This window comes from Bacillus sp. ISL-46, assembly GCF_018613205.1.
Window position 1 is genome coordinate 217560 of sequence record NZ_JAGGQR010000027.1, and the last position, 18750, is coordinate 236309.

17 protein-coding genes and 1 other annotated feature are annotated in these 18750 nt (G+C 40.3%); all 17 genes read left to right on the plus strand.

Annotated elements, in window-relative coordinates; all coding sequences use genetic code 11:
• Positions 1-264, plus strand: a complete 264-nt coding sequence (locus tag J7E67_RS16165) for a YggT family protein (protein ID WP_088086318.1) — start codon at positions 1-3, stop codon at positions 262-264.
• Between the two features lie 30 nt (positions 265-294).
• The gene (locus J7E67_RS16170; RefSeq protein ID WP_214713032.1) at positions 295-1068 is read left to right on the plus strand and encodes a YlmH family RNA-binding protein; all 774 of its coding nucleotides are present in this window, start codon (positions 295-297) and stop codon (positions 1066-1068) included.
• A gap of 87 nt (positions 1069-1155) precedes the next feature.
• Entirely contained in the window at positions 1156-1671 is a 516-nt protein-coding gene (locus tag J7E67_RS16175; protein ID WP_214713033.1) for a DivIVA domain-containing protein, read from the plus strand.
• Positions 1672-1720: 49 nt separating this feature from the next.
• Positions 1721-1962 (plus strand) — a binding site (T-box leader).
• 76 nt (positions 1963-2038) lie between these two features.
• A complete protein-coding gene (ileS, locus tag J7E67_RS16180; RefSeq protein ID WP_214713034.1) occupies positions 2039-4807 on the plus strand; it encodes an isoleucine--tRNA ligase in 2769 nt (922 codons plus the stop codon).
• 146 nt (positions 4808-4953) lie between these two features.
• Positions 4954-5244, plus strand: coding sequence for a hypothetical protein (locus J7E67_RS16185; RefSeq protein ID WP_214713035.1), 291 nt, complete (start codon positions 4954-4956; stop codon positions 5242-5244).
• A 94-nt stretch (positions 5245-5338) separates the two neighbouring features.
• Complete coding sequence (lspA, locus tag J7E67_RS16190) at positions 5339-5848, plus strand: signal peptidase II (RefSeq protein ID WP_251026801.1); 510 nt, start codon at positions 5339-5341, stop codon at positions 5846-5848.
• Positions 5820-6731, plus strand: a complete 912-nt coding sequence (locus J7E67_RS16195) for an RluA family pseudouridine synthase (RefSeq protein ID WP_214713037.1) — start codon at positions 5820-5822, stop codon at positions 6729-6731. The genes lspA and J7E67_RS16195 overlap by 29 nt, the downstream gene beginning before the upstream one ends.
• Positions 6732-6915: 184 nt before the next feature.
• Positions 6916-7458: a bifunctional pyr operon transcriptional regulator/uracil phosphoribosyltransferase PyrR gene (gene pyrR, locus J7E67_RS16200; RefSeq protein ID WP_214713038.1), complete on the plus strand. Its 543-nt coding sequence runs from the start codon at positions 6916-6918 to the stop codon at positions 7456-7458.
• 158 nt (positions 7459-7616) lie between these two features.
• Positions 7617-8945 (plus strand): solute carrier family 23 protein, encoded by a 1329-nt coding sequence (locus J7E67_RS16205; RefSeq protein ID WP_374223927.1) that lies wholly within the window; start codon positions 7617-7619, stop codon positions 8943-8945.
• A 162-nt stretch (positions 8946-9107) separates the two neighbouring features.
• Complete coding sequence (locus J7E67_RS16210) at positions 9108-10049, plus strand: aspartate carbamoyltransferase catalytic subunit (RefSeq protein ID WP_214713047.1); 942 nt, start codon at positions 9108-9110, stop codon at positions 10047-10049.
• Positions 10009-11295 carry a dihydroorotase gene (locus J7E67_RS16215; RefSeq protein ID WP_214732340.1) on the plus strand — a complete coding sequence of 429 codons (1287 nt, stop codon included), beginning with the start codon at positions 10009-10011 and terminating at the stop codon, positions 11293-11295. The genes J7E67_RS16210 and J7E67_RS16215 overlap by 41 nt, the downstream gene beginning before the upstream one ends.
• Positions 11292-12383: a carbamoyl phosphate synthase small subunit gene (locus J7E67_RS16220; protein WP_214713041.1), complete on the plus strand. Its 1092-nt coding sequence runs from the start codon at positions 11292-11294 to the stop codon at positions 12381-12383. Before J7E67_RS16215 ends, J7E67_RS16220 begins: the two co-directional genes overlap by 4 nt.
• Entirely contained in the window at positions 12376-15582 is a 3207-nt protein-coding gene (gene carB / locus J7E67_RS16225) for a carbamoyl-phosphate synthase large subunit (RefSeq protein WP_214732341.1), read from the plus strand. The genes J7E67_RS16220 and carB overlap by 8 nt, the downstream gene beginning before the upstream one ends.
• Positions 15579-16352, plus strand: a complete 774-nt coding sequence (locus tag J7E67_RS16230; protein ID WP_214713043.1) for a dihydroorotate dehydrogenase electron transfer subunit — start codon at positions 15579-15581, stop codon at positions 16350-16352. Before carB ends, J7E67_RS16230 begins: the two co-directional genes overlap by 4 nt.
• Positions 16349-17290: a dihydroorotate dehydrogenase gene (locus tag J7E67_RS16235; protein ID WP_214732342.1), complete on the plus strand. Its 942-nt coding sequence runs from the start codon at positions 16349-16351 to the stop codon at positions 17288-17290. The genes J7E67_RS16230 and J7E67_RS16235 overlap by 4 nt, the downstream gene beginning before the upstream one ends.
• Complete coding sequence (gene pyrF / locus J7E67_RS16240; RefSeq protein ID WP_214732343.1) at positions 17262-17978, plus strand: orotidine-5'-phosphate decarboxylase; 717 nt, start codon at positions 17262-17264, stop codon at positions 17976-17978. The genes J7E67_RS16235 and pyrF overlap by 29 nt, the downstream gene beginning before the upstream one ends.
• Positions 17975-18625, plus strand: a complete 651-nt coding sequence (pyrE, locus tag J7E67_RS16245; RefSeq protein WP_214713045.1) for an orotate phosphoribosyltransferase — start codon at positions 17975-17977, stop codon at positions 18623-18625. Before pyrF ends, pyrE begins: the two co-directional genes overlap by 4 nt.
• The last annotated feature ends 125 nt before the right edge of the window (positions 18626-18750 follow it).

The window sequence follows — 18750 nt, forward strand, 5'->3', positions numbered from 1 at the left end:
ATGGCATTTGTATTTAGTTTATTACAACAGTTAATTCAAGTTTATTCGTGGGCATTAATTATTTATATTTTAATGTCTTGGTTTCCAAATGCTAGAGAGTCCTCTATTGGTCAATTTTTAGCAAAAGTTTGTGAACCTTATTTAGAGCCATTTAGAAAAATCATCCCACCTCTTGGTATGATGGATATATCACCTATTGTTGCATTTCTTGTTTTAAACTTCGCGAGCAGTGGTTTAGGCAGTGTATATCGCTGGCTTGCATAAGAATACTGAAACTAGGTTGTGTTTTGAAAAATGAATATTTACCAGCATTTCCGGCCAGAAGAACGAGAATATATTGACCAAGTGTTAAATTGGAAGGATTATGTCGAGACGCAATATACTCCTAAGTTAACAGATTTTCTTGATCCAAGGGAACAGCATATTCTAAAAATATTAATTGGTGAACATGGTGAAGTAAACTATAAACTTTTTGGCGGCAGCCCGGATGTTGAACGAAAAAGAGCCTTAATCTTTCCAGATTATCTAACCGCCACGGAAGAAGAATTTCAAATCAGTCTTTTTGAAATCCATTATCCAACCAAATTCGTCACGATCGAACATCGACAGGTATTGGGTACGTTAATGTCTTTAGGGCTAAAGCGAGGGAAATTTGGTGATATCCTCAATAAGGATGATAAATGCCAATTTTTCGCTGCAAAGGAAATAAGCGACTATATAAAAACTAATGTCGAAACAATTGGCAGGGCTGGCGTTAAACTAACTGAAACCGATATCGAGAATGCCATCCGTACCAATGAATTATTGGTCGATAGTGATTTAACAGTATCTTCACTACGATTGGATACTGTTATTTCAGGTATTTATCATGTATCACGGCAAAAATCACAACTTTTTATTCAACAAGGGCTCGTGAAAGTGAATTGGACATTAACCGAAAATCCTTCATTTGAATGCGATATTGGTGATATGATTTCAGTTAGAGGATACGGCAGAGCAAAAATTCTCGCCATCGAAGGGAAAACAAAAAAAGAAAAATGGCGAATAAATGTCGGAAAACAAAAATAACTACATAAGTGAAGAAGGAAATTCGAAGAATGTTGTCGAATAATTGCTTATACATATAGAATTAGAGATTGTATGGAGGTGGCATCAATGCCGTTAACACCGTTGGATATTCATAATAAAGAGTTTAATAAGGGTTTTAGAGGATATGATGAAGATGAAGTGAACGAATTTCTCGATCAAGTCATCAAAGATTATGAATTAGTACTCAGAGAGAAAAAAGAAATGGAAGAACGCTTAAACGATATGAAAGAGCGTCTTGGTCATTTTGTTACTATTGAGGATACTCTGAATAAATCAATCATCATTGCTCAAGAAGCTGGGGAAGATGTAAAACGTAATGCCCAAAAGGAAGCGAAGTTAATCATTAAGGAAGCAGAGAAAAACGCGGATCGAATTGTCAATGAATCACTTTCAAAAGCAAGGAAAATTGCTCTTGAAATCGAGGATTTAAAAAAACAATCAAAAGTATTCCGAACTCGTTTTAAAATGTTGATTGAAGCTCAGCTTGATATGTTGAACACGGATGATTGGGATCATTTATTAGAGTATGAGGTAGATGCGACAGAGCTAAAAGTTCATCAAGAAGAAGATTCATTAGCTTGACGAAATGCGTTTTTTTAGCATATAATTTCTTAACAGTTATAAAGAATGGTCAATGACGATGAAAGGGAAAGTACAATTTTCTATGGCTTTTTAAAAGCGAGTCGGGGGTGGTGGAAGCCCGGTAAAGTTGGAAATTGGAAAATCACCCTCGAGTTCCAGGTCGAACCTCCTTCTTAAGGATAGTAGGCTTAGGCGTGTTATTCACGTTACGAATGTTTAAGAGGATAGAACGATTATTTCGTACTATTTATCAGGGTGGTACCGCGGGAATAAAACCTTCTCGTCCCTATTTTGGGATGAGAGGGTTTTTTTGTTTGTCTATTGGCTATTCTTTGTTATATGAAGAGGATTACAGGAGGAAGAAAAGATGGAATATAAAAATACGTTATTAATGCCGCAAACTGAATTTCCGATGCGTGGTAATCTTCCACAAAGAGAACCTGAGATTCAGGCAAAATGGGAAGAGATGAATATTTATAAAAAAGTACAGGAACGGACCAAAGGACGTCCTATGTTTGTTTTACATGATGGTCCTCCGTATGCCAATGGTGATATCCATATGGGCCATGCCCTTAATAAAATTTTAAAAGATATGATTGTCCGTTATAAATCTATGAGTGGTTATCATGCACCATACGTACCTGGCTGGGATACACATGGACTCCCTATTGAGCAGGCGTTAACCAATAAGGGAGTGAAACGCAAAGAAATGACGGTTGCAGAATTCCGTCAACTTTGTACAAAATATGCTCTTGAACAAATTGATAATCAACGTGAACAATTTAAACGCCTTGGTGTCCGTGGTGACTGGGAAAATCCTTATATTACTCTTAACCCATCATATGAAGCACAACAAATTAAGGTTTTCGGTGAAATGGCCAAAAAGGGTTATATTTATAAAGGTCTTAAGCCTGTCTATTGGTCCCCTTCAAGTGAATCAGCACTTGCAGAAGCAGAGATTGAATATCAGGACAAAAAGTCTGCATCCATTTATGTGGGCTTTAAGGTAAAGGATGGTAAAGGTGTTCTTGACGCGGATACCCAAATTATTATCTGGACGACTACTCCTTGGACAATTCCTGCAAACTTAGGAATTTCAGTGCATCCTGACTTAACATATGTGGTGGTATCTGCAAATGAAAACAAATACCTAGTTGCTGAAGCTCTTCTGGAAGAAGTTTCGAAGGTAATTGGCTGGGAAGAAGCAACAGTTATTAAGAAGGTAAAAGGAAATGAATTAGAGCATATTCTTGCCATCCATCCTCTATATGGTCGTGATTCATTGGTCATGTTAGGTGAACATGTAACAACTGATGCCGGTACTGGATGCGTTCATACAGCACCAGGCCACGGGGAAGATGACTTCCATGTAGGTCAAAAATACGGTTTAGAAGTATTATGCCCTGTAGATGATAAAGGCGTGATGACAAGTGAAGCACCGGGCTTTGAAGGATTATTTTACGATAAAGCTAATAAACCAATTACACAAGCATTAGAAGATACAGGTGCACTACTTAAGCTTTCGTTTATAACTCACTCTTATCCGCACGACTGGAGAACGAAGAAGCCGGTTATCTTCCGTGCTACAGCCCAGTGGTTTGCTTCTATTAAGGATTTCCGTAATGAATTACTCGATGCGGTGAAGGAAACCAAGTGGATTCCTGCTTGGGGTGAAACGCGGTTATTTAATATGGTGCGTGACCGTGGGGACTGGTGTATTTCCCGTCAACGTGTCTGGGGGGTACCAATTCCTGTTTTTTATGCAGAAAATGGGGAAGAAATCATCACTGATGAAACGATCAATCATGTTTCAGATTTATTCCGTGAGTTTGGTTCTAATATTTGGTTTGAACGTGAGGCAAAAGATTTACTTCCGGAGGGCTTTACCCATCAAGGAAGTCCAAACGGAACATTTACAAAGGAAACGGATATCATGGACGTGTGGTTTGATTCAGGTTCCTCACATCAAGCAGTGTTACTTGAAAGAGATGATTTAGTTCGACCTGCCGACCTTTATCTTGAAGGCTCTGATCAGTATCGTGGCTGGTTTAACTCGTCATTATCAACTGCGGTAGCTGTGACAGGTGAAGCACCGTATAAAGGAGTATTAAGCCACGGCTTTGCTCTTGACGGTGAAGGTAGAAAGATGAGTAAATCAATCGGGAATGTAGTGATCCCTGCAAAAGTGATGAATCAATTAGGCGCAGATATCTTACGCCTTTGGGTTGCTTCCGTTGATTATCAAGCAGATGTTCGTGTTTCCGATGCTATTTTGAAACAGGTTGCTGAAGTGTATCGTAAAATTCGTAATACTTTCCGGTTCTTATTGGGGAATTTAGCAGACTTTACACCTGCTGATAGAGTTCCTTATGAAAATCTACGGGAAGTCGATCAATTCATGCTTGTTAAATTAAATAAGCTGATTAAAAATGTTCGGAAGGCCTATGAAAACTATGAATTTGCAGGTATTTATCATGCGATTAATAATTTCTGTACCCTTGATTTAAGTTCATTCTATCTAGATTTTGCAAAAGATGTCCTTTATATTGAGGCAACAGATAATCATGAGCGTCGTGCGATCCAGACAGTTTTATATGAATCACTTCTCGCTTTAACTAAGTTGGTTTCGCCAATTCTGTCCCATACAGCTGATGAAGTGTGGAAATTCATTCCATCTGTAACAGAAGAAAGTGTTCAATTGACTGACCTTCCAGAATACCAGGAGTTGAGCAATGCAAATGCTTTGGAAGAAAAGTGGACTGAATTCATGAATCTGCGTGATGATGTGTTAAAAGCACTTGAAGAAGCCCGTAATCAAAAGGTGATTGGAAAATCGTTAACCGCAAAAGTAACCCTGTATGTTAATGAAAAATCGAGACAGCTATTAGATTCTATTGATGAAAATATGAAACAGTTGTTTATTATCTCAGGCTTCGAAGTGGCGGGAACATATGAGGAAGCACCTGAACATGCGGTGAAATTAGAAACTGCAGCCATTGTTATTACGAAAGCTGAGGGAGAAACATGTGAGCGCTGCTGGATTGTTACACCAGAAGTGGGTCAAAATCCAGAACATTCCACACTTTGCAACCGGTGTGCCGACGTAGTAAAAGAAAACTATACCCATTTAGCATAAATAAAACGAAGCCCTGTGCAAAAAATGCACAGGGCTTTTAATTTTTTCCTTCTCCGTTAATTGTTGTAGTTGTTGTCAAATGTTTTTCTGAGTTAAGTAATAATTGACGGAAATAATAAGACAAATGAGTAACGGAGGTAACAACTATGAATGCCACGCAGGAAAAGCTGTTCTTTGAACTCCGTCAAACGAAAGAAGAAATTGAATATTCGTTAAAAAATAAACAAGTAAAAAATTGGTTTACAACCATTTTGGAAGAGGAATTGTCAGATACTATTACAGCAATCCAAAAGTTAGAAAATGGGAATTTTGGGCAATGTGAAATTTCCGGTGAATTTTTATCCGCTGATTTATTAAACATGATTCCGACCTTAAAATCACAAAGAGACTCAGAGTATTTGGAAAGTTACTTCAAAAAATCAATTTACCATTCTTAATTAATAATGTTCCATTTTCGTTTAGCGAAAAAGTATGCTAAAATGCTTAAGAAGTATGAAAAGCGAAAGCGCCTAGAATCGTAAGTCTAGGTTGATGTGGAGGTATTTCTTAGTGTTTTACTACTTAATCGCACTTTTTGTTATTTTATTAGATCAAATTACGAAATGGTTAATTGTAAGCAACATGTATCTAGGAGAAAGTATTACCATCATTGATAAAATTTTCTATATTACTTCTCATCGTAATCGTGGAGCAGCATGGGGGATATTACAAGGTCAAATGTGGCTTTTTTATGTAATTACTGTAATTGTAATAGTTGCTATTATGTATTATCTTTACAAAGCAGTAAAAGGAAAATGGCTGCTCGGGGTATCGTTAGCATTAATGCTCGGAGGCGCCATTGGCAATTTTATTGACCGTGTGATTCGTAAGGAAGTTGTCGACTTCATTCATACGTATGTTTTTGGCTATAATTTCCCAGTCTTTAATATCGCAGACTCAGCTTTAGTGATCGGTGTCATCATGTTAATGATTCAAATGTTGCTAGAAGAGAGAGAATCAAAGGAGAAATCATATGGAGAAAATGGAACACACCATTCTTGAGGAGCAAAAAGGAGATCGGATTGATAAGGTGATCTCAAGCTTTGATGAAGAATGGTCCCGAACACAAGTACAGCAATGGATAAAAGAAGGTAATGTCCTTGTGAACGGACAACAGATTAAAACCAATTATAAATGCAGCACGAATGATCAAATTGAGATCACAATACCAGACCCAGAAGAACTAGATGTATTACCTGAAGATCTAAACTTAGAAATTTTTTATGAAGATAAAGATGTATTGGTTGTAAATAAACCAAGAGGGATGGTTGTTCATCCGGCACCAGGGCATTTGTCAGGGACATTAGTCAATGGTTTAATGTTCCACTGTAAGGATTTATCGGGTATTAATGGTGTATTAAGACCCGGGATTGTTCACCGGATTGATAAAGATACTACTGGGCTGTTGATGGTGGCCAAAAATGATATGGCTCACGAAAGCCTTGTCAATCAATTGGTGGCTAAAACTGTCACTCGTAAATATAAAGCGATTGTCCATGGTGTCATTCCACATGACTTTGGAACTGTTGATGCTCCGCTAGGCAGGGATACAAAAGACCGCCAAAGTATGACAGTTGTTGACCACGGAAAACATGCTGTCACTCATTTCCATGTGATTGAACGGTTTAAAGACTTTACTTTTGTAGAGTGCCAATTAGAAACTGGACGAACACACCAAATTCGCGTTCATATGAAATATATTGGCTATCCTCTCGCTGGTGATCCAAAATATGGACCGAAAAATACTCTGGACATAGAAGGACAAGCCTTGCATGCAGGTGTGCTTGGATTTAACCACCCGAGAACTAACGAATATTTAGAATTTGAAGCGCCACTTCCAGAAGATATCGAATTGTTGCTAGCTCAGCTTCGAAATAATCGTTGACACAGTCGTTTATTTAAAGTAAGATGATTTTAGCTTAATAAGCCTTTAAAACAGTCCCGAGAGGCTGAGAAGGAAACGGTTAAGATAATGGGCAAATTGTGCCCATATCTATAAATTAACTTGTTAACCTCTCACCAGAATTGGGTGAGAGGTTTTTTATTTTTACTAAAGAAGAAGGTGTAATATGAACCAAAAAGCTGTTGTCCTTGATGAACAAGCAATCGGAAGGGCCCTGACTAGAATTGCCCACCAAATTATTGAAAAAAACAAAGGAATAGAAGACTGCATTCTGATTGGTATCCGGACGAGAGGCATCTATCTTGCGGATCGACTTGCAGCAAAAATTGAAGAGATTGAGGGCAAGTCGATTGCTATAGGTGAGATAGATATTACCCTTTATCGAGACGATTTAACTAAGAAGACGGAAAGTCAAGAACCACTTGTTAAAGGCTCAGATATTCCGGTTGGTATAAATAATAAAAAAGTAATTCTTGTTGATGATGTTTTATATACGGGAAGAACAGTCAGAGCTGGACTAGATGCCTTAATGGATATAGGACGCCCATCAGTTATCCAACTTGCGGTATTAGTCGACCGAGGACATCGTGAACTTCCAATCCGGGCAGATTATGTAGGGAAAAATATCCCAACCTCAAGTGATGAAAAAATCGTTGTTGAGTTAGCCGAAGTGGATAAGGTTGATCAAGTAAGTATATTTGAAAAATAAATAGCAACCCTTTTAAATTTAGTCCTGTGAGGCTGACAAAGGGGAATATGCCAACATGAGACTTCATTATGGCATTTCCATACCCTCTTTGTACCCTTATCGGCAAAGAGGGTTTTTTTTATGAAAAAAATAGATACTAATAAAATGTAGTATATCAAATGGAGGAAATCCAATTGAACAATAAACCTATCCTAGACGTAAAAGAGATTCCAAAACCATTTCAATGGATAACATTAAGCTTACAGCATTTGTTTGCTATGTTCGGTGCAACAATACTTGTTCCCTACCTGGTGGGTTTAAGCCCAGCGATTGCACTTATTTCAAGTGGACTTGGAACATTGGCGTTTTTATTAATAACTAAATTCAAGGTTCCGGCTTATCTGGGTTCATCTTTTGCCTTTATCGCACCTGTCATTGCTGCCAAAACAGCAGGCGGCCCTGGTGGTGCGATGGTCGGTACTTTTCTCGCAGGATTAGTTTACGGAATTGTTGCACTTGTCATAAGCAAGGCGGGGCACCGTTGGATCATGAACCTGCTGCCACCAATTGTTGTCGGCCCAGTTATCATTGTTATCGGATTAGCTCTATCTGGAACTGCAGTGAATATGGCAATGAATAATCCTGCGACTGGAAAGTACAGCTTGCTTCATTTCTCCGTCGCACTTGTTACCTTGGCAGCGACGATTATTTTCTCGATCTATGCAAAAAAAATGTTAAGCATGATTCCAATCTTAGCAGGGATTATTGTGGGATATATCTATGCACTACTAGTTGGGATCGTCGATTTCAAACCAGTATTAGATGCTAAATGGTTTGAAATGCCTGAATTTATCCTTCCATTTGTAAGTTATAAAGTAAAATTCACTTGGGATTTAGTCCTATTAATGGTACCAGTTGCAATTGTAACTTTATCGGAACATATCGGACACCAGTTAGTACTAAGTAAAGTAGTTGGTCGTGATTATATAAAAGAACCCGGCTTGCACCGCTCGATTCTTGGTGATGGAACAGCAACAATTATTTCTGCCTTGGTTGGCGGCCCACCCAAAACAACTTATGGTGAAAACATTGGTGTCCTTGCCATTACAAGAGTATACAGTGTGTATGTCATTGCTGGTGCAGCAGTCTTCGCTATCATCTTTGGTTTTATTGGAAAAATAACGACCTTAATCGGGACCATTCCAACACCGGTTATGGGCGGAGTTTCGATTCTGCTTTTCGGAATTATTGCTTCTTCAGGGTTGCGAATGCTGGTTGATAGCAAAATTGATTTTGGAAACAAGCGTAACCTTGTCATATCTTCTGTCATCCTGGTGATTGGAATCGGTGGCGCTGTGATAAAAGTATCTGATTCATTGCAAATCCAAGGTATGGCATTGGCAGCAATTTGCGGGGTTCTCTTAAATCTCATCCTGCCTGGCAAAGAACCAATTAATGAAAATATGCTTGAGGAGAATCAATCCTCTGAAAAGCGGAAAACTGCATAATAAAGTTTCAACTTTTTAAATAAATCCAGAGAGATTTATAAGGGTGTAAGCTTGATGCCATGATTTTAGTCTCATGGATTAAGTCGTGAATTCTTACACCCTGAACCAACCAATGGTCAGGGTGTTTTTTTATCAAAATGAGAGGCGGGAAAAAGACGGATGATAAATCACTTACTAACCACAAATGAATTAAAGGTGGAGGAGATTAATCAAATCTTAGCAGATGCTCATGGATTCAAAAACGGAATGAAGTGGCATCCTGAAGGGCAAATGTTTACTGCCAATCTATTTTTCGAACCAAGCACAAGAACTAAGAGCAGCTTTGAAGTGGCACAAAGAAGATTAGGATTAGAAGTTATTCCTTTTGAAGTTCTAACCTCAAGTGTTCAAAAAGGGGAGACACTTTATGATACTGTGAAGACCTTAGAATCAATTGGCGTAAATACGATTGTCATTCGTCATGAGCAGGATCGCTACTTTGATGAGTTAGTTGGGAAGGTTAACATCCCAATCATCAATGGCGGTGATGGATGCGGACATCATCCAACACAATCGCTTCTAGATTTACTGACCATTCAACAAGAATTTGGCCAATTTGCAGGATTAAAAATTGCCATTGTTGGAGACATCCGACATAGCAGGGTGGCGCGTTCCAATGCAGATGTTCTGACAAGGCTGGGAGCGGAAGTGGTTTTTTCTGGACCAGAAGAATGGTTTGATACAAGGAGTGTAGATATATCCAGGTATAGGCCTATTGATCAGGCAGTACAAGAAGCAGATGTAGTGATGCTGCTGCGCGTTCAACACGAACGGCACCATAATAAAAGCAGTTTTACAGCAAATGAGTACCATAAACAATTTGGGCTCACTTTAGAAAGAGAAAAAATGATGAAGCCGGATAGTATCATTATGCATCCTGCTCCAGTAAATAGAAATGTAGAAATAGCTGATAGTCTTGTGGAGTGCAAGCGGTCAAGAATTTTTAAGCAAATGGAAAACGGCGTTTATGTTAGAATGGCAGCAATTAAGAGATCAATTGAAAGTCTTGAAGGAGGAAAAAATTATGAACATTCTTATTCAGAACGCATGCTACATAGCCTCTAATGGGGAAAGAAAACATGCTGATATATTGGTGAAAAATGGCGTTATTGCAAAGATTGAAACGAACATTGATGCGATTGTGGACCGGATTGTGGATGCAGCAGGGAAGTTAGTTTCACCAGGATTTATTGATCTACATGTTCATCTTCGCGAGCCTGGCGGTGAAAAAAAGGAAACCATCGCTACAGGGACACTTGCCGCAGCTAGGGGCGGGTTTACAACAATAGCAGCGATGCCAAATACAAGACCGGTGCCTGACACCAAGGAACAAATGGAATGGTTGCAAAACAGAATCAGCGAAACAGCAAAGGTAAGGGTTTTGCCATATGCATCGATTACGACTAGACAGCTTGGCCAGGAACTAACTGATTTTGAGGCATTAAAAGAAGCGGGAGCGTTTGCCTTTACCGATGATGGTGTCGGAGTTCAGTCGGCTGAGAGGATGCTAGCAGCCATGCGGAAAGCAGCAGCCAATAATATGGCAATCGTTGCACACTGCGAAGAAAACACGCTAATTAATAAAGGCTGTGTCCATGAAGGTTCTTTCTCAGAGAAACATGGCTTGAATGGTATTCCTTCCATCTGTGAATCAGTTCAGATTGCAAGAGATGTCCTCTTAGCCGAGGCCACAGGCTGTCATTATCATGTCTGCCATATTAGTACTAAGGAATCGGTTCGGGTGGTAAAGGATGCAAAACGAGCAGGCATTAATGTAACTGCAGAAGTATCACCGCATCATTTATTATTATCTGAAGATGATATTCCAGGGCTTGATACGAATTTCAAGATGAATCCACCGCTTCGTGGTGCAGATGACAGAACGGCCCTAATCGAAGGACTTCTAGATGGAACGATTGATTTTATTGCAACCGATCATGCGCCGCATACAGCAGAAGAAAAAAGTGAAGGAATGGTTCTCGCTCCATTCGGAATTGTTGGACTAGAAACTGCGTTCCCACTGCTGTATACACATTTTGTATTAAAAAAGATCATCTCGCTTAACCAATTAATTGAATTTTTAACAATAAAACCAGCGGAAGCATTCGGGCTTCCATATGGAAGAATAGAAGTAGGCGCACCAGGAGATTTAGTAATCTTGAACCTCGATGAAGAATATGAAATTAAACCAGAAGAATTCTTATCAAAAGGAAAAAATACTCCATTTGGCGGCTGGAATTGTAAAGGCTGGCCTGATATGACCATAGCTGGAGGGCAAATTGCTTGGGAAAAAGGATGTGTACTAGCATGAAAAAACAGCTTATCTTAGAAGACGGTACAATTTTTATCGGTAAAGGATTTGGCAGTGATACTGAAACGATAGGTGAAGTGGTGTTTAACACAGGGATGACTGGCTATCAAGAAATCCTTTCTGACCCATCCTATTGTGGACAAATTGTAACACTAACCTATCCGCTTATTGGTAACTATGGGATTAATCGTGATGATTTCGAATCAATCAATCCGGCTGTGAAGGGATTCGTTGTTAAAGAAGCGGCTGAATTCCCGTCCAATTGGAGAAGTGAATATACGTTAAATGAATATTTTGAAATGAAAAAAATCCCGGGAATTGCAGGGATTGATACACGAAAATTGACAAGAATTATCCGCCAATACGGAACACTAAAGGGAGCAATTTGCAGTATTGAAAAAGATGCAAATGAGGTTCTACAAAAATTGCGTGGAACATCGCTTCCAATCGATCAGGTACGCCAAGTATCAACTAAAAATGCCTATCCTAGTCCTGGACGCGGGAAAAGAGTTGTACTTGTTGATTTTGGAATGAAGCATGGAATTTTACGTGAATTAAATCAGCGCGGCTGTGATGTGATCGTTGTACCATATCACACTACGGCTGAAGAAATTCTTCAATTGAGTCCAGACGGAATTATGCTGTCAAATGGACCTGGGGATCCAAAGGATGTACCAGAAGCAATCGATATGTTAAAAGGAGTATTAGGCAGAGTTCCATTATTCGGAATTTGTCTTGGCCATCAGTTATTTGCCCTGGCCTGCGGGGCGAACACCGAAAAAATGAAGTTTGGTCATCGCGGTTCCAATCAACCTGTCAAAGACTTAACTACAGGGAAGGTTGCGATTACCGCACAAAACCATGGATATACAGTTGAAGAAGAGTCAATCAAAAACACAAGATTACAAATTACTCATATTGCCATAAATGATGGAACGGTTGAGGGACTAAAACACCTAGATTATCCGGCATTTACTGTTCAGTATCATCCGGAAGCATCTCCAGGACCTGAAGATGCAAACGGCTTATTTGATCAATTTCTTGCCCTAATGGAAGAGAACAAACAGGAGGTTACAGCAAATGCCTAAACGTACAGATATCAACTCCATTTTAGTAATTGGTTCGGGTCCAATCGTCATTGGGCAGGCTGCAGAATTCGACTATGCTGGTACTCAAGCATGTATCGCTCTAAAAGAAGAAGGCTATCGTGTTATCCTAGTAAACTCTAATCCTGCAACCATCATGACAGATACAGAAATTGCTGATGCTGTTTATATCGAACCATTAACAGTAGAGTTTGTCAGCAGAATTATTCGTAAAGAACGTCCAGACTCCCTTCTAGCTACTCTCGGCGGACAAACAGGTCTTAATCTGGCTGTTGAGTTGTCTGAATCCGGAGTTTTAGCTGAGTGCGAGGTTGAAATTCTTGGTACTAAACTTTCCGCGATTAAACAAGCAGAAGATCGGGACCTATTCCGCAGCTTAATGAATGAGTTAAACGAACCGGTACCTGATAGTGCAATCATTCATGAATTAACTGAAGCTAAGGCTTTTGTTGAACAGATTGGTTTCCCTGTGATTGTCCGTCCTGCCTATACTCTAGGAGGAACAGGAGGCGGCATCTGTCATAATCTAGAAGAACTTGAGGAAATCATTGCAAGCGGACTAAAGCATAGTCCTGTGAATCAATGTTTGCTCGAAAAAAGTATTGCCGGTTTCAAAGAAATCGAATACGAAGTTATGCGCGATGGAAACGACAATGCAATTGTCGTTTGTAACATGGAAAATATTGATCCGGTGGGTGTTCATACTGGGGACTCCATTGTGGTTGCACCAAGTCAAACCCTTAGTGATCGAGAATATCAACTGCTAAGGAATGTATCACTAAAAATCATTCGTGCTTTAGGAATTGAAGGGGGCTGTAACGTTCAGTTGGCCTTAGATCCAGATAGCTACAATTACTATATAATCGAAGTAAATCCACGTGTTAGCCGTTCTTCGGCATTAGCATCAAAAGCCACTGGTTATCCAATTGCCAAGCTTGCTGCAAAAATTGCCGTTGGCTTAACGCTGGATGAAATGTTGAACCCGGTTACTGGGAAAACGTACGCAAGTTTTGAACCAGCTCTCGATTATATTGTAACAAAAATCCCTAGATGGCCGTTTGATAAATTTGAATCAGGGAATCGTTCACTGGGGACTCAAATGAAAGCAACCGGAGAAATTATGGCGATTGGTCGGACCTTTGAAGAATCCCTATTAAAAGCCATTCGTTCCCTTGAGGCGGGCGTCTTCCATTTTGAATTAAATGGAGCGGAGGAAATTGATGATGAATTACTCGAGAAGCGGATTCGAAAAGCAGGAGATGAGCGTCTCTTCTACATTGCAGAAGCGTTAAAACGAGGACTAACCATAGAAACCTTGCATCAATGGAGTAAAATCGATTTATTTTTCTTAAAGAAAATGGAAGGAATTATATGTCTGGAAGCAAAAATCGCTGCTAGTCCTTTTGATAATGAAATCCTTTTTGAAGCAAAGCAAAAAGGTTTTACTGATAAAAAAATCGCTGAACTTTGGAATAGTAATGAAAAAGAGATTTTTAACCTGCGAAAGAGCCTAGGGATTATCCCCGTTTATAAAATGGTTGATACTTGTGCAGCAGAATTTGAATCGGAAACACCTTATTACTATGGTACGTATGAAGAGGAAAACGAGTCGGTCGTAACGGACAGAAAAAGTGTGATTGTTCTCGGGTCGGGACCTATCCGTATTGGTCAAGGAATTGAGTTTGACTATGCTACTGTTCATTCGGTTAAAGCCATTAAGGAAGCAGGATATGAAGCAATTATTATTAATAATAACCCTGAAACGGTGTCCACCGATTTCAGTATTTCCGATAAGCTTTACTTCGAGCCGCTGACGATTGAAGATGTCATGAGTATTATTGAGTTAGAAAATCCAATTGGGGTTGTGGTCCAATTTGGCGGGCAAACAGCTATCAACCTTGCCGCAGATCTTGCTGAAAATGGTGTCAAAATCCTTGGAACATGCCTTGAAGATATAGACCGTGCTGAAAATAGAGATAAGTTTGAACATGCTCTTCAACAATTAAATATTCCACAGCCGTTAGGGAAAACAGCCTTATCAGTGGAAGAAGCGGTGGTGATTGCCAACGAAATCGCCTATCCTGTTCTAGTCCGCCCATCCTATGTTCTTGGGGGAAGGGCAATGGAAATTGTCTACCATGAAGAGGAATTGCTTCACTACATGAAAAATGCTGTTAAAATTAATCCAGATCATCCAGTGTTGATTGACCGCTATTTAACAGGAAAAGAAATCGAAGTAGATGCCATCTGTGATGGAGAAAATGTACTAATACCTGGAATTATGGAACATATCGAGCGGGCGGGGGTCCATTCTGGTGATTCAATTGCTGTTTATCCGCCGCAAACTCTTACTGAGACAGTAAAACAAACACTTGTGGAGTATACAGAGAAATTAGCAAAGGGCTTAAACATTATCGGATTATTAAATATCCAGTACGTTCTGGCAAGGGATCAAGTCTATGTGCTTGAGGTCAATCCGCGTTCAAGCCGTACAGTTCCATTCTTAAGTAAAATAACGAATCTTCCAATGGCGAAAATAGCCACTAAAGCAATTTTAGGTGTATCGATTGTTGATCAAGGGTACATTCCTGGTCTTGCCACTGAAAAAGAAGGGGTTTTCGTAAAGGTTCCTGTTTTCTCCTTTGCTAAGCTCAAAAGTGTGGATATAACCCTCGGACCGGAAATGAAATCGACAGGGGAAGTAATGGGTAAGGATGTAACGCTTGAAAAAGCTCTTTATAAAGGATTAGTTGCTTCAGGTATGAATATCCAAAAGTTTGGTACGGTATTGTTTACTGTAGCAGATAAAGATAAACAGGAAGCCTTAAAGCTGGCGAAGCGATTTTCCGCTAACGGCTATCGTTTAATGGCAACGAGCGGTACAGCAGCTGTCTTAGAGGCGGCTGGACTAAGAGTCAAAGAGGTCGGAAAGATTGGTTCGGAAGGAAAGACTCTTTTGGATGTCATTCAACATGGCGAAGCGCAATTTATAATTAATACACTGACCAAAGGTAAACAACCGCAACGCGACGGGTTTAGAATTCGCCGGGAAGCCGTTGAAAATGGGGTTCCGTGTTTAACTTCATTAGACACAGCAGATGCTATCCTTAAAGTGATTGAGTCGATGAACTTCTCGGCTGAAGCGATGGATTCAGTGAAAAAGGAGGCTGTCTTTGCTTGATTAGAAAAGAGTTATGCAAAATCAGCAGCCAAAAAGAAATTGCTGAAGACATTTATGAGCTTACTGTTAAGGGAGAATTGGTCGGACAAATTAGTGCCCCGGGTCAATTCGTGCATATTAGGGTCTCAAGTGGGTGGGACCCGCTTTTACGAAGGCCCATTAGTATCTCTTCCTTCGATAAAAAACAAAAGAGCATGACCATGATCTATCGCAAGGAAGGAAGAGGAACAACAATGCTAGCAGAATTGGGTCCAGGGAAGAAACTTGACATCCTTGGACCGCTCGGCAATGGCTTTCCTGTCGATGAGGTCAGCAGAGGTGAGACAGCCTTGCTTGTTGGCGGTGGAATCGGTGTTCCGCCACTATATGAACTTTCTAATCAATTAGTCGAAAAAGGTGTAAAGGTTATCCATGTCCTAGGCTTTCAAACGGAAGCGGCGGTTTTTTACGAAAAGGAATTTTTAGAAAATGGTGAAACCTACGTGACTACTGTTGACGGTTCCTATGGTAGGAAAGGATTTGTAACAGATGTCATGAAGGATTTACGATTTGATTGTATTTATACATGCGGACCAACACCAATGTTAAAGGCGATTGAACAAAGTTATTCGGATAAAAAAATGTTTTTATCATTAGAAGAACGAATGGGCTGCGGAATTGGGGCATGCTTTGCCTGCGTGTGTAAAAGTAAAGATGACCCAACCGGAGTTGCCTATAAAAAGGTATGCAGCGATGGGCCCGTTTTTCGCGCCGGGGAGGTATTGATATGAGCCGTTTGAACATCGAATTACCGGGTTTAACACTGAAAAATCCTATCATGCCTGCCTCGGGATGTTTTGGATTTGGACGGGAGTACAGCCAATTTTATGATTTGAGTGTATTGGGCGCGATTATGATTAAAGCCACAACAGTAGAACCGCGGTTCGGAAACCCAACCCCAAGGGTAGCAGAAACAACATCAGGGATGTTAAATGCAATCGGATTGCAAAATCCAGGCCTTGAAAAAGTACTAGGCGCGGAGCTGCCTTGGCTCTCCCAGTACGATGTCCCGATTATCGCAAATGTTGCAGGGTCACTCGAAGAGGATTATGTGGAGGTTGCTCGCAGAATATCAAAAGCACCAAATGTGCATGCATTGGAACTAAATATCTCATGTCCAAATGTAAAAACGGGAGGGATTGCATTTGGTACAATACCTGAAGTAGCTAAGCAATTAACCCGGAAGGTAAAGGAAGTTTCTGAAGTGCCGGTGTATGTGAAGCTGTCACCGAATGTCACTAATATTGTGGAAATGGCGAAAGCGGTGGAAGCTGGGGGCGCCGATGGTTTAACCATGATAAATACACTTGTTGGGATGAGGCTTGATTTAAAAACGGGCAAACCGATTTTAGCCAATCGTACAGGCGGCTTATCAGGTCCAGCTATTAAACCTGTGGCCATTCGGATGATTTATGAGGTCAGTCAGGCTGTATCCATTCCGATTATTGGCATGGGTGGAATTGAGTCGGCTGCCGATGTGATTGAGTATTTCTATGCAGGCGCAAGTGCCGTAGCAGTTGGAACTGCAAATTTTGTGGATCCCTTTGTATGTCCAACCATTATTGAGGAATTACCAGCTTTACTAGAAAAATTAGGCTTTGAACACATCAGTGAATGTACAGGAAGGAGCTGGAAGGAAGATGGAAAACTCGCTTATCATCGCGCTTGATTTTGCCAATGGCAGCGAAGTGAATCGTTTTTTGCAGCCTTTTGAAGGCAAGGAGCTTTTTGTGAAAGTTGGCATGGAGTTATTTTATCAAGAAGGCCCTTCAATCGTTCATCAATTAAAAGAAAAAGGTCATCATATTTTTCTGGATTTAAAGCTTCATGATATTCCGAACACTGTGAAAAGTGCAATGAAGGGGCTTGCCCGATTGGAATGTGACTTAGTTAATGTTCATGCTGCCGGGGGAAAAGAGATGATGGCAGCTGCACTTGAAGGACTGGAGGCAGGAACTTCTGCAGGACGGAAACGACCTGATTGCATCGCGGTAACACAGTTGACGAGTACATCAGAAGAGCAAATGAATAAAGAACAGCTCATTCCTGTTTCATTGGAAGAATCCGTTTTACATTATGCGTTACTTACAAAAGAAGCTGGCCTGGACGGTATCGTCTGCTCTGCTTGGGAAGCTGCTTTTATTAGGGAGAAAGCTGGGCAATCGTTTTTGACCGTATGCCCAGGAATTCGCATGGAGTCTGATCAGGTTGGAGATCAAAAGCGAGTGGCTACACCGGAATTTGCGAGAAATTCGGGGGTAAGTTCTATTGTTGTGGGGCGTTCGATTACTCGGTCAGTTGACCCAGTGAAAAGCTATGAAAAATGGATGGAAGCATGGAAGGGGATACGACAATGAAACACGTGATTGCTGAAAGATTATTAGAAATTAATGCGGTTGCCTTAAAGCCACAGGATCCATTTACTTGGACATCAGGGCTCCGGTCACCAATCTATTGTGATAATCGGTTAACACTCTCATTCCCGGCCGTTAGAAGAGAAATTGCTGCTGGCTTGCAAAAACTCATCCTTGAGAATTTTTCAGAAGCTGAAGTTATTGCTGGTACGGCGACAGCTGGGATCCCACATGCAGCGTGGGTGAGTGAGCTAATGGATTTACCAATGTGCTATGTTCGTTCAAAGGCAAAGGGGCATGGCAAAGGAAATCAGATTGAAGGCAAGGTTGAATCAGGTCAAAAAGTTGTCGTTGTTGAGGATTTAATTTCAACAGGGGGCAGTGTGATTACGGCAGTTCAAGCATTACGGGAAGCAGGCTGTGAAGTGCTTGGAGTTGTTTCCATTTTTACATATGGGCTGGAAAAGGGAAGAGAACTGCTTCAGGAAAACGGGATTAAGGGTATTTCTTTGACTGATTTTCCGACATTAATAGAAGTAGCGATTTCAAAAGGCAACGTTACGGCAGAGGATCAGAAAAGTCTGCTTTTATGGAGTAAAGATCCATCTGAATGGAGCAAACAGTTCGTTGAAACAGATTCGCTGATATAATCGAAAATACGCTGATAAAATGAAATTAACGCTGATAAATCATGTGTTTTCGCTTATAAACAGGTAATATCCGCTGATAAATAGAAAAAGAGGGCATCCAAGTTTGATGTGACCCCCAAAAGTTA

What these genes read in the sequence shown, in the direction of transcription:
- pyrF (WP_214732343.1), top strand. Translation starts at nt 17,262, where the DNA reads ATGGAAAACTCGCTTATCATCGCGCTTGATTTTGCCAATGGCAGCGAA.
- lspA (WP_251026801.1), top strand. Translation starts at nt 5,339, where the DNA reads ATGTGGAGGTATTTCTTAGTGTTTTACTACTTAATCGCACTTTTTGTT.
- J7E67_RS16220 (WP_214713041.1), top strand. Translation starts at nt 11,292, where the DNA reads ATGAAAAAACAGCTTATCTTAGAAGACGGTACAATTTTTATCGGTAAA.
- J7E67_RS16165 (WP_088086318.1), top strand. Translation starts at nt 1, where the DNA reads ATGGCATTTGTATTTAGTTTATTACAACAGTTAATTCAAGTTTATTCG.
- J7E67_RS16235 (WP_214732342.1), top strand. Translation starts at nt 16,349, where the DNA reads ATGAGCCGTTTGAACATCGAATTACCGGGTTTAACACTGAAAAATCCT.
- J7E67_RS16185 (WP_214713035.1), top strand. Translation starts at nt 4,954, where the DNA reads ATGAATGCCACGCAGGAAAAGCTGTTCTTTGAACTCCGTCAAACGAAA.
- J7E67_RS16170 (WP_214713032.1), top strand. Translation starts at nt 295, where the DNA reads ATGAATATTTACCAGCATTTCCGGCCAGAAGAACGAGAATATATTGAC.
- pyrE (WP_214713045.1), top strand. Translation starts at nt 17,975, where the DNA reads ATGAAACACGTGATTGCTGAAAGATTATTAGAAATTAATGCGGTTGCC.
- J7E67_RS16195 (WP_214713037.1), top strand. Translation starts at nt 5,820, where the DNA reads ATGGAGAAAATGGAACACACCATTCTTGAGGAGCAAAAAGGAGATCGG.
- carB (WP_214732341.1), top strand. Translation starts at nt 12,376, where the DNA reads ATGCCTAAACGTACAGATATCAACTCCATTTTAGTAATTGGTTCGGGT.
- J7E67_RS16205 (WP_374223927.1), top strand. Translation starts at nt 7,617, where the DNA reads ATGGAGGAAATCCAATTGAACAATAAACCTATCCTAGACGTAAAAGAG.
- ileS (WP_214713034.1), top strand. Translation starts at nt 2,039, where the DNA reads ATGGAATATAAAAATACGTTATTAATGCCGCAAACTGAATTTCCGATG.
- J7E67_RS16215 (WP_214732340.1), top strand. Translation starts at nt 10,009, where the DNA reads ATGAACATTCTTATTCAGAACGCATGCTACATAGCCTCTAATGGGGAA.
- pyrR (WP_214713038.1), top strand. Translation starts at nt 6,916, where the DNA reads ATGAACCAAAAAGCTGTTGTCCTTGATGAACAAGCAATCGGAAGGGCC.
- J7E67_RS16175 (WP_214713033.1), top strand. Translation starts at nt 1,156, where the DNA reads ATGCCGTTAACACCGTTGGATATTCATAATAAAGAGTTTAATAAGGGT.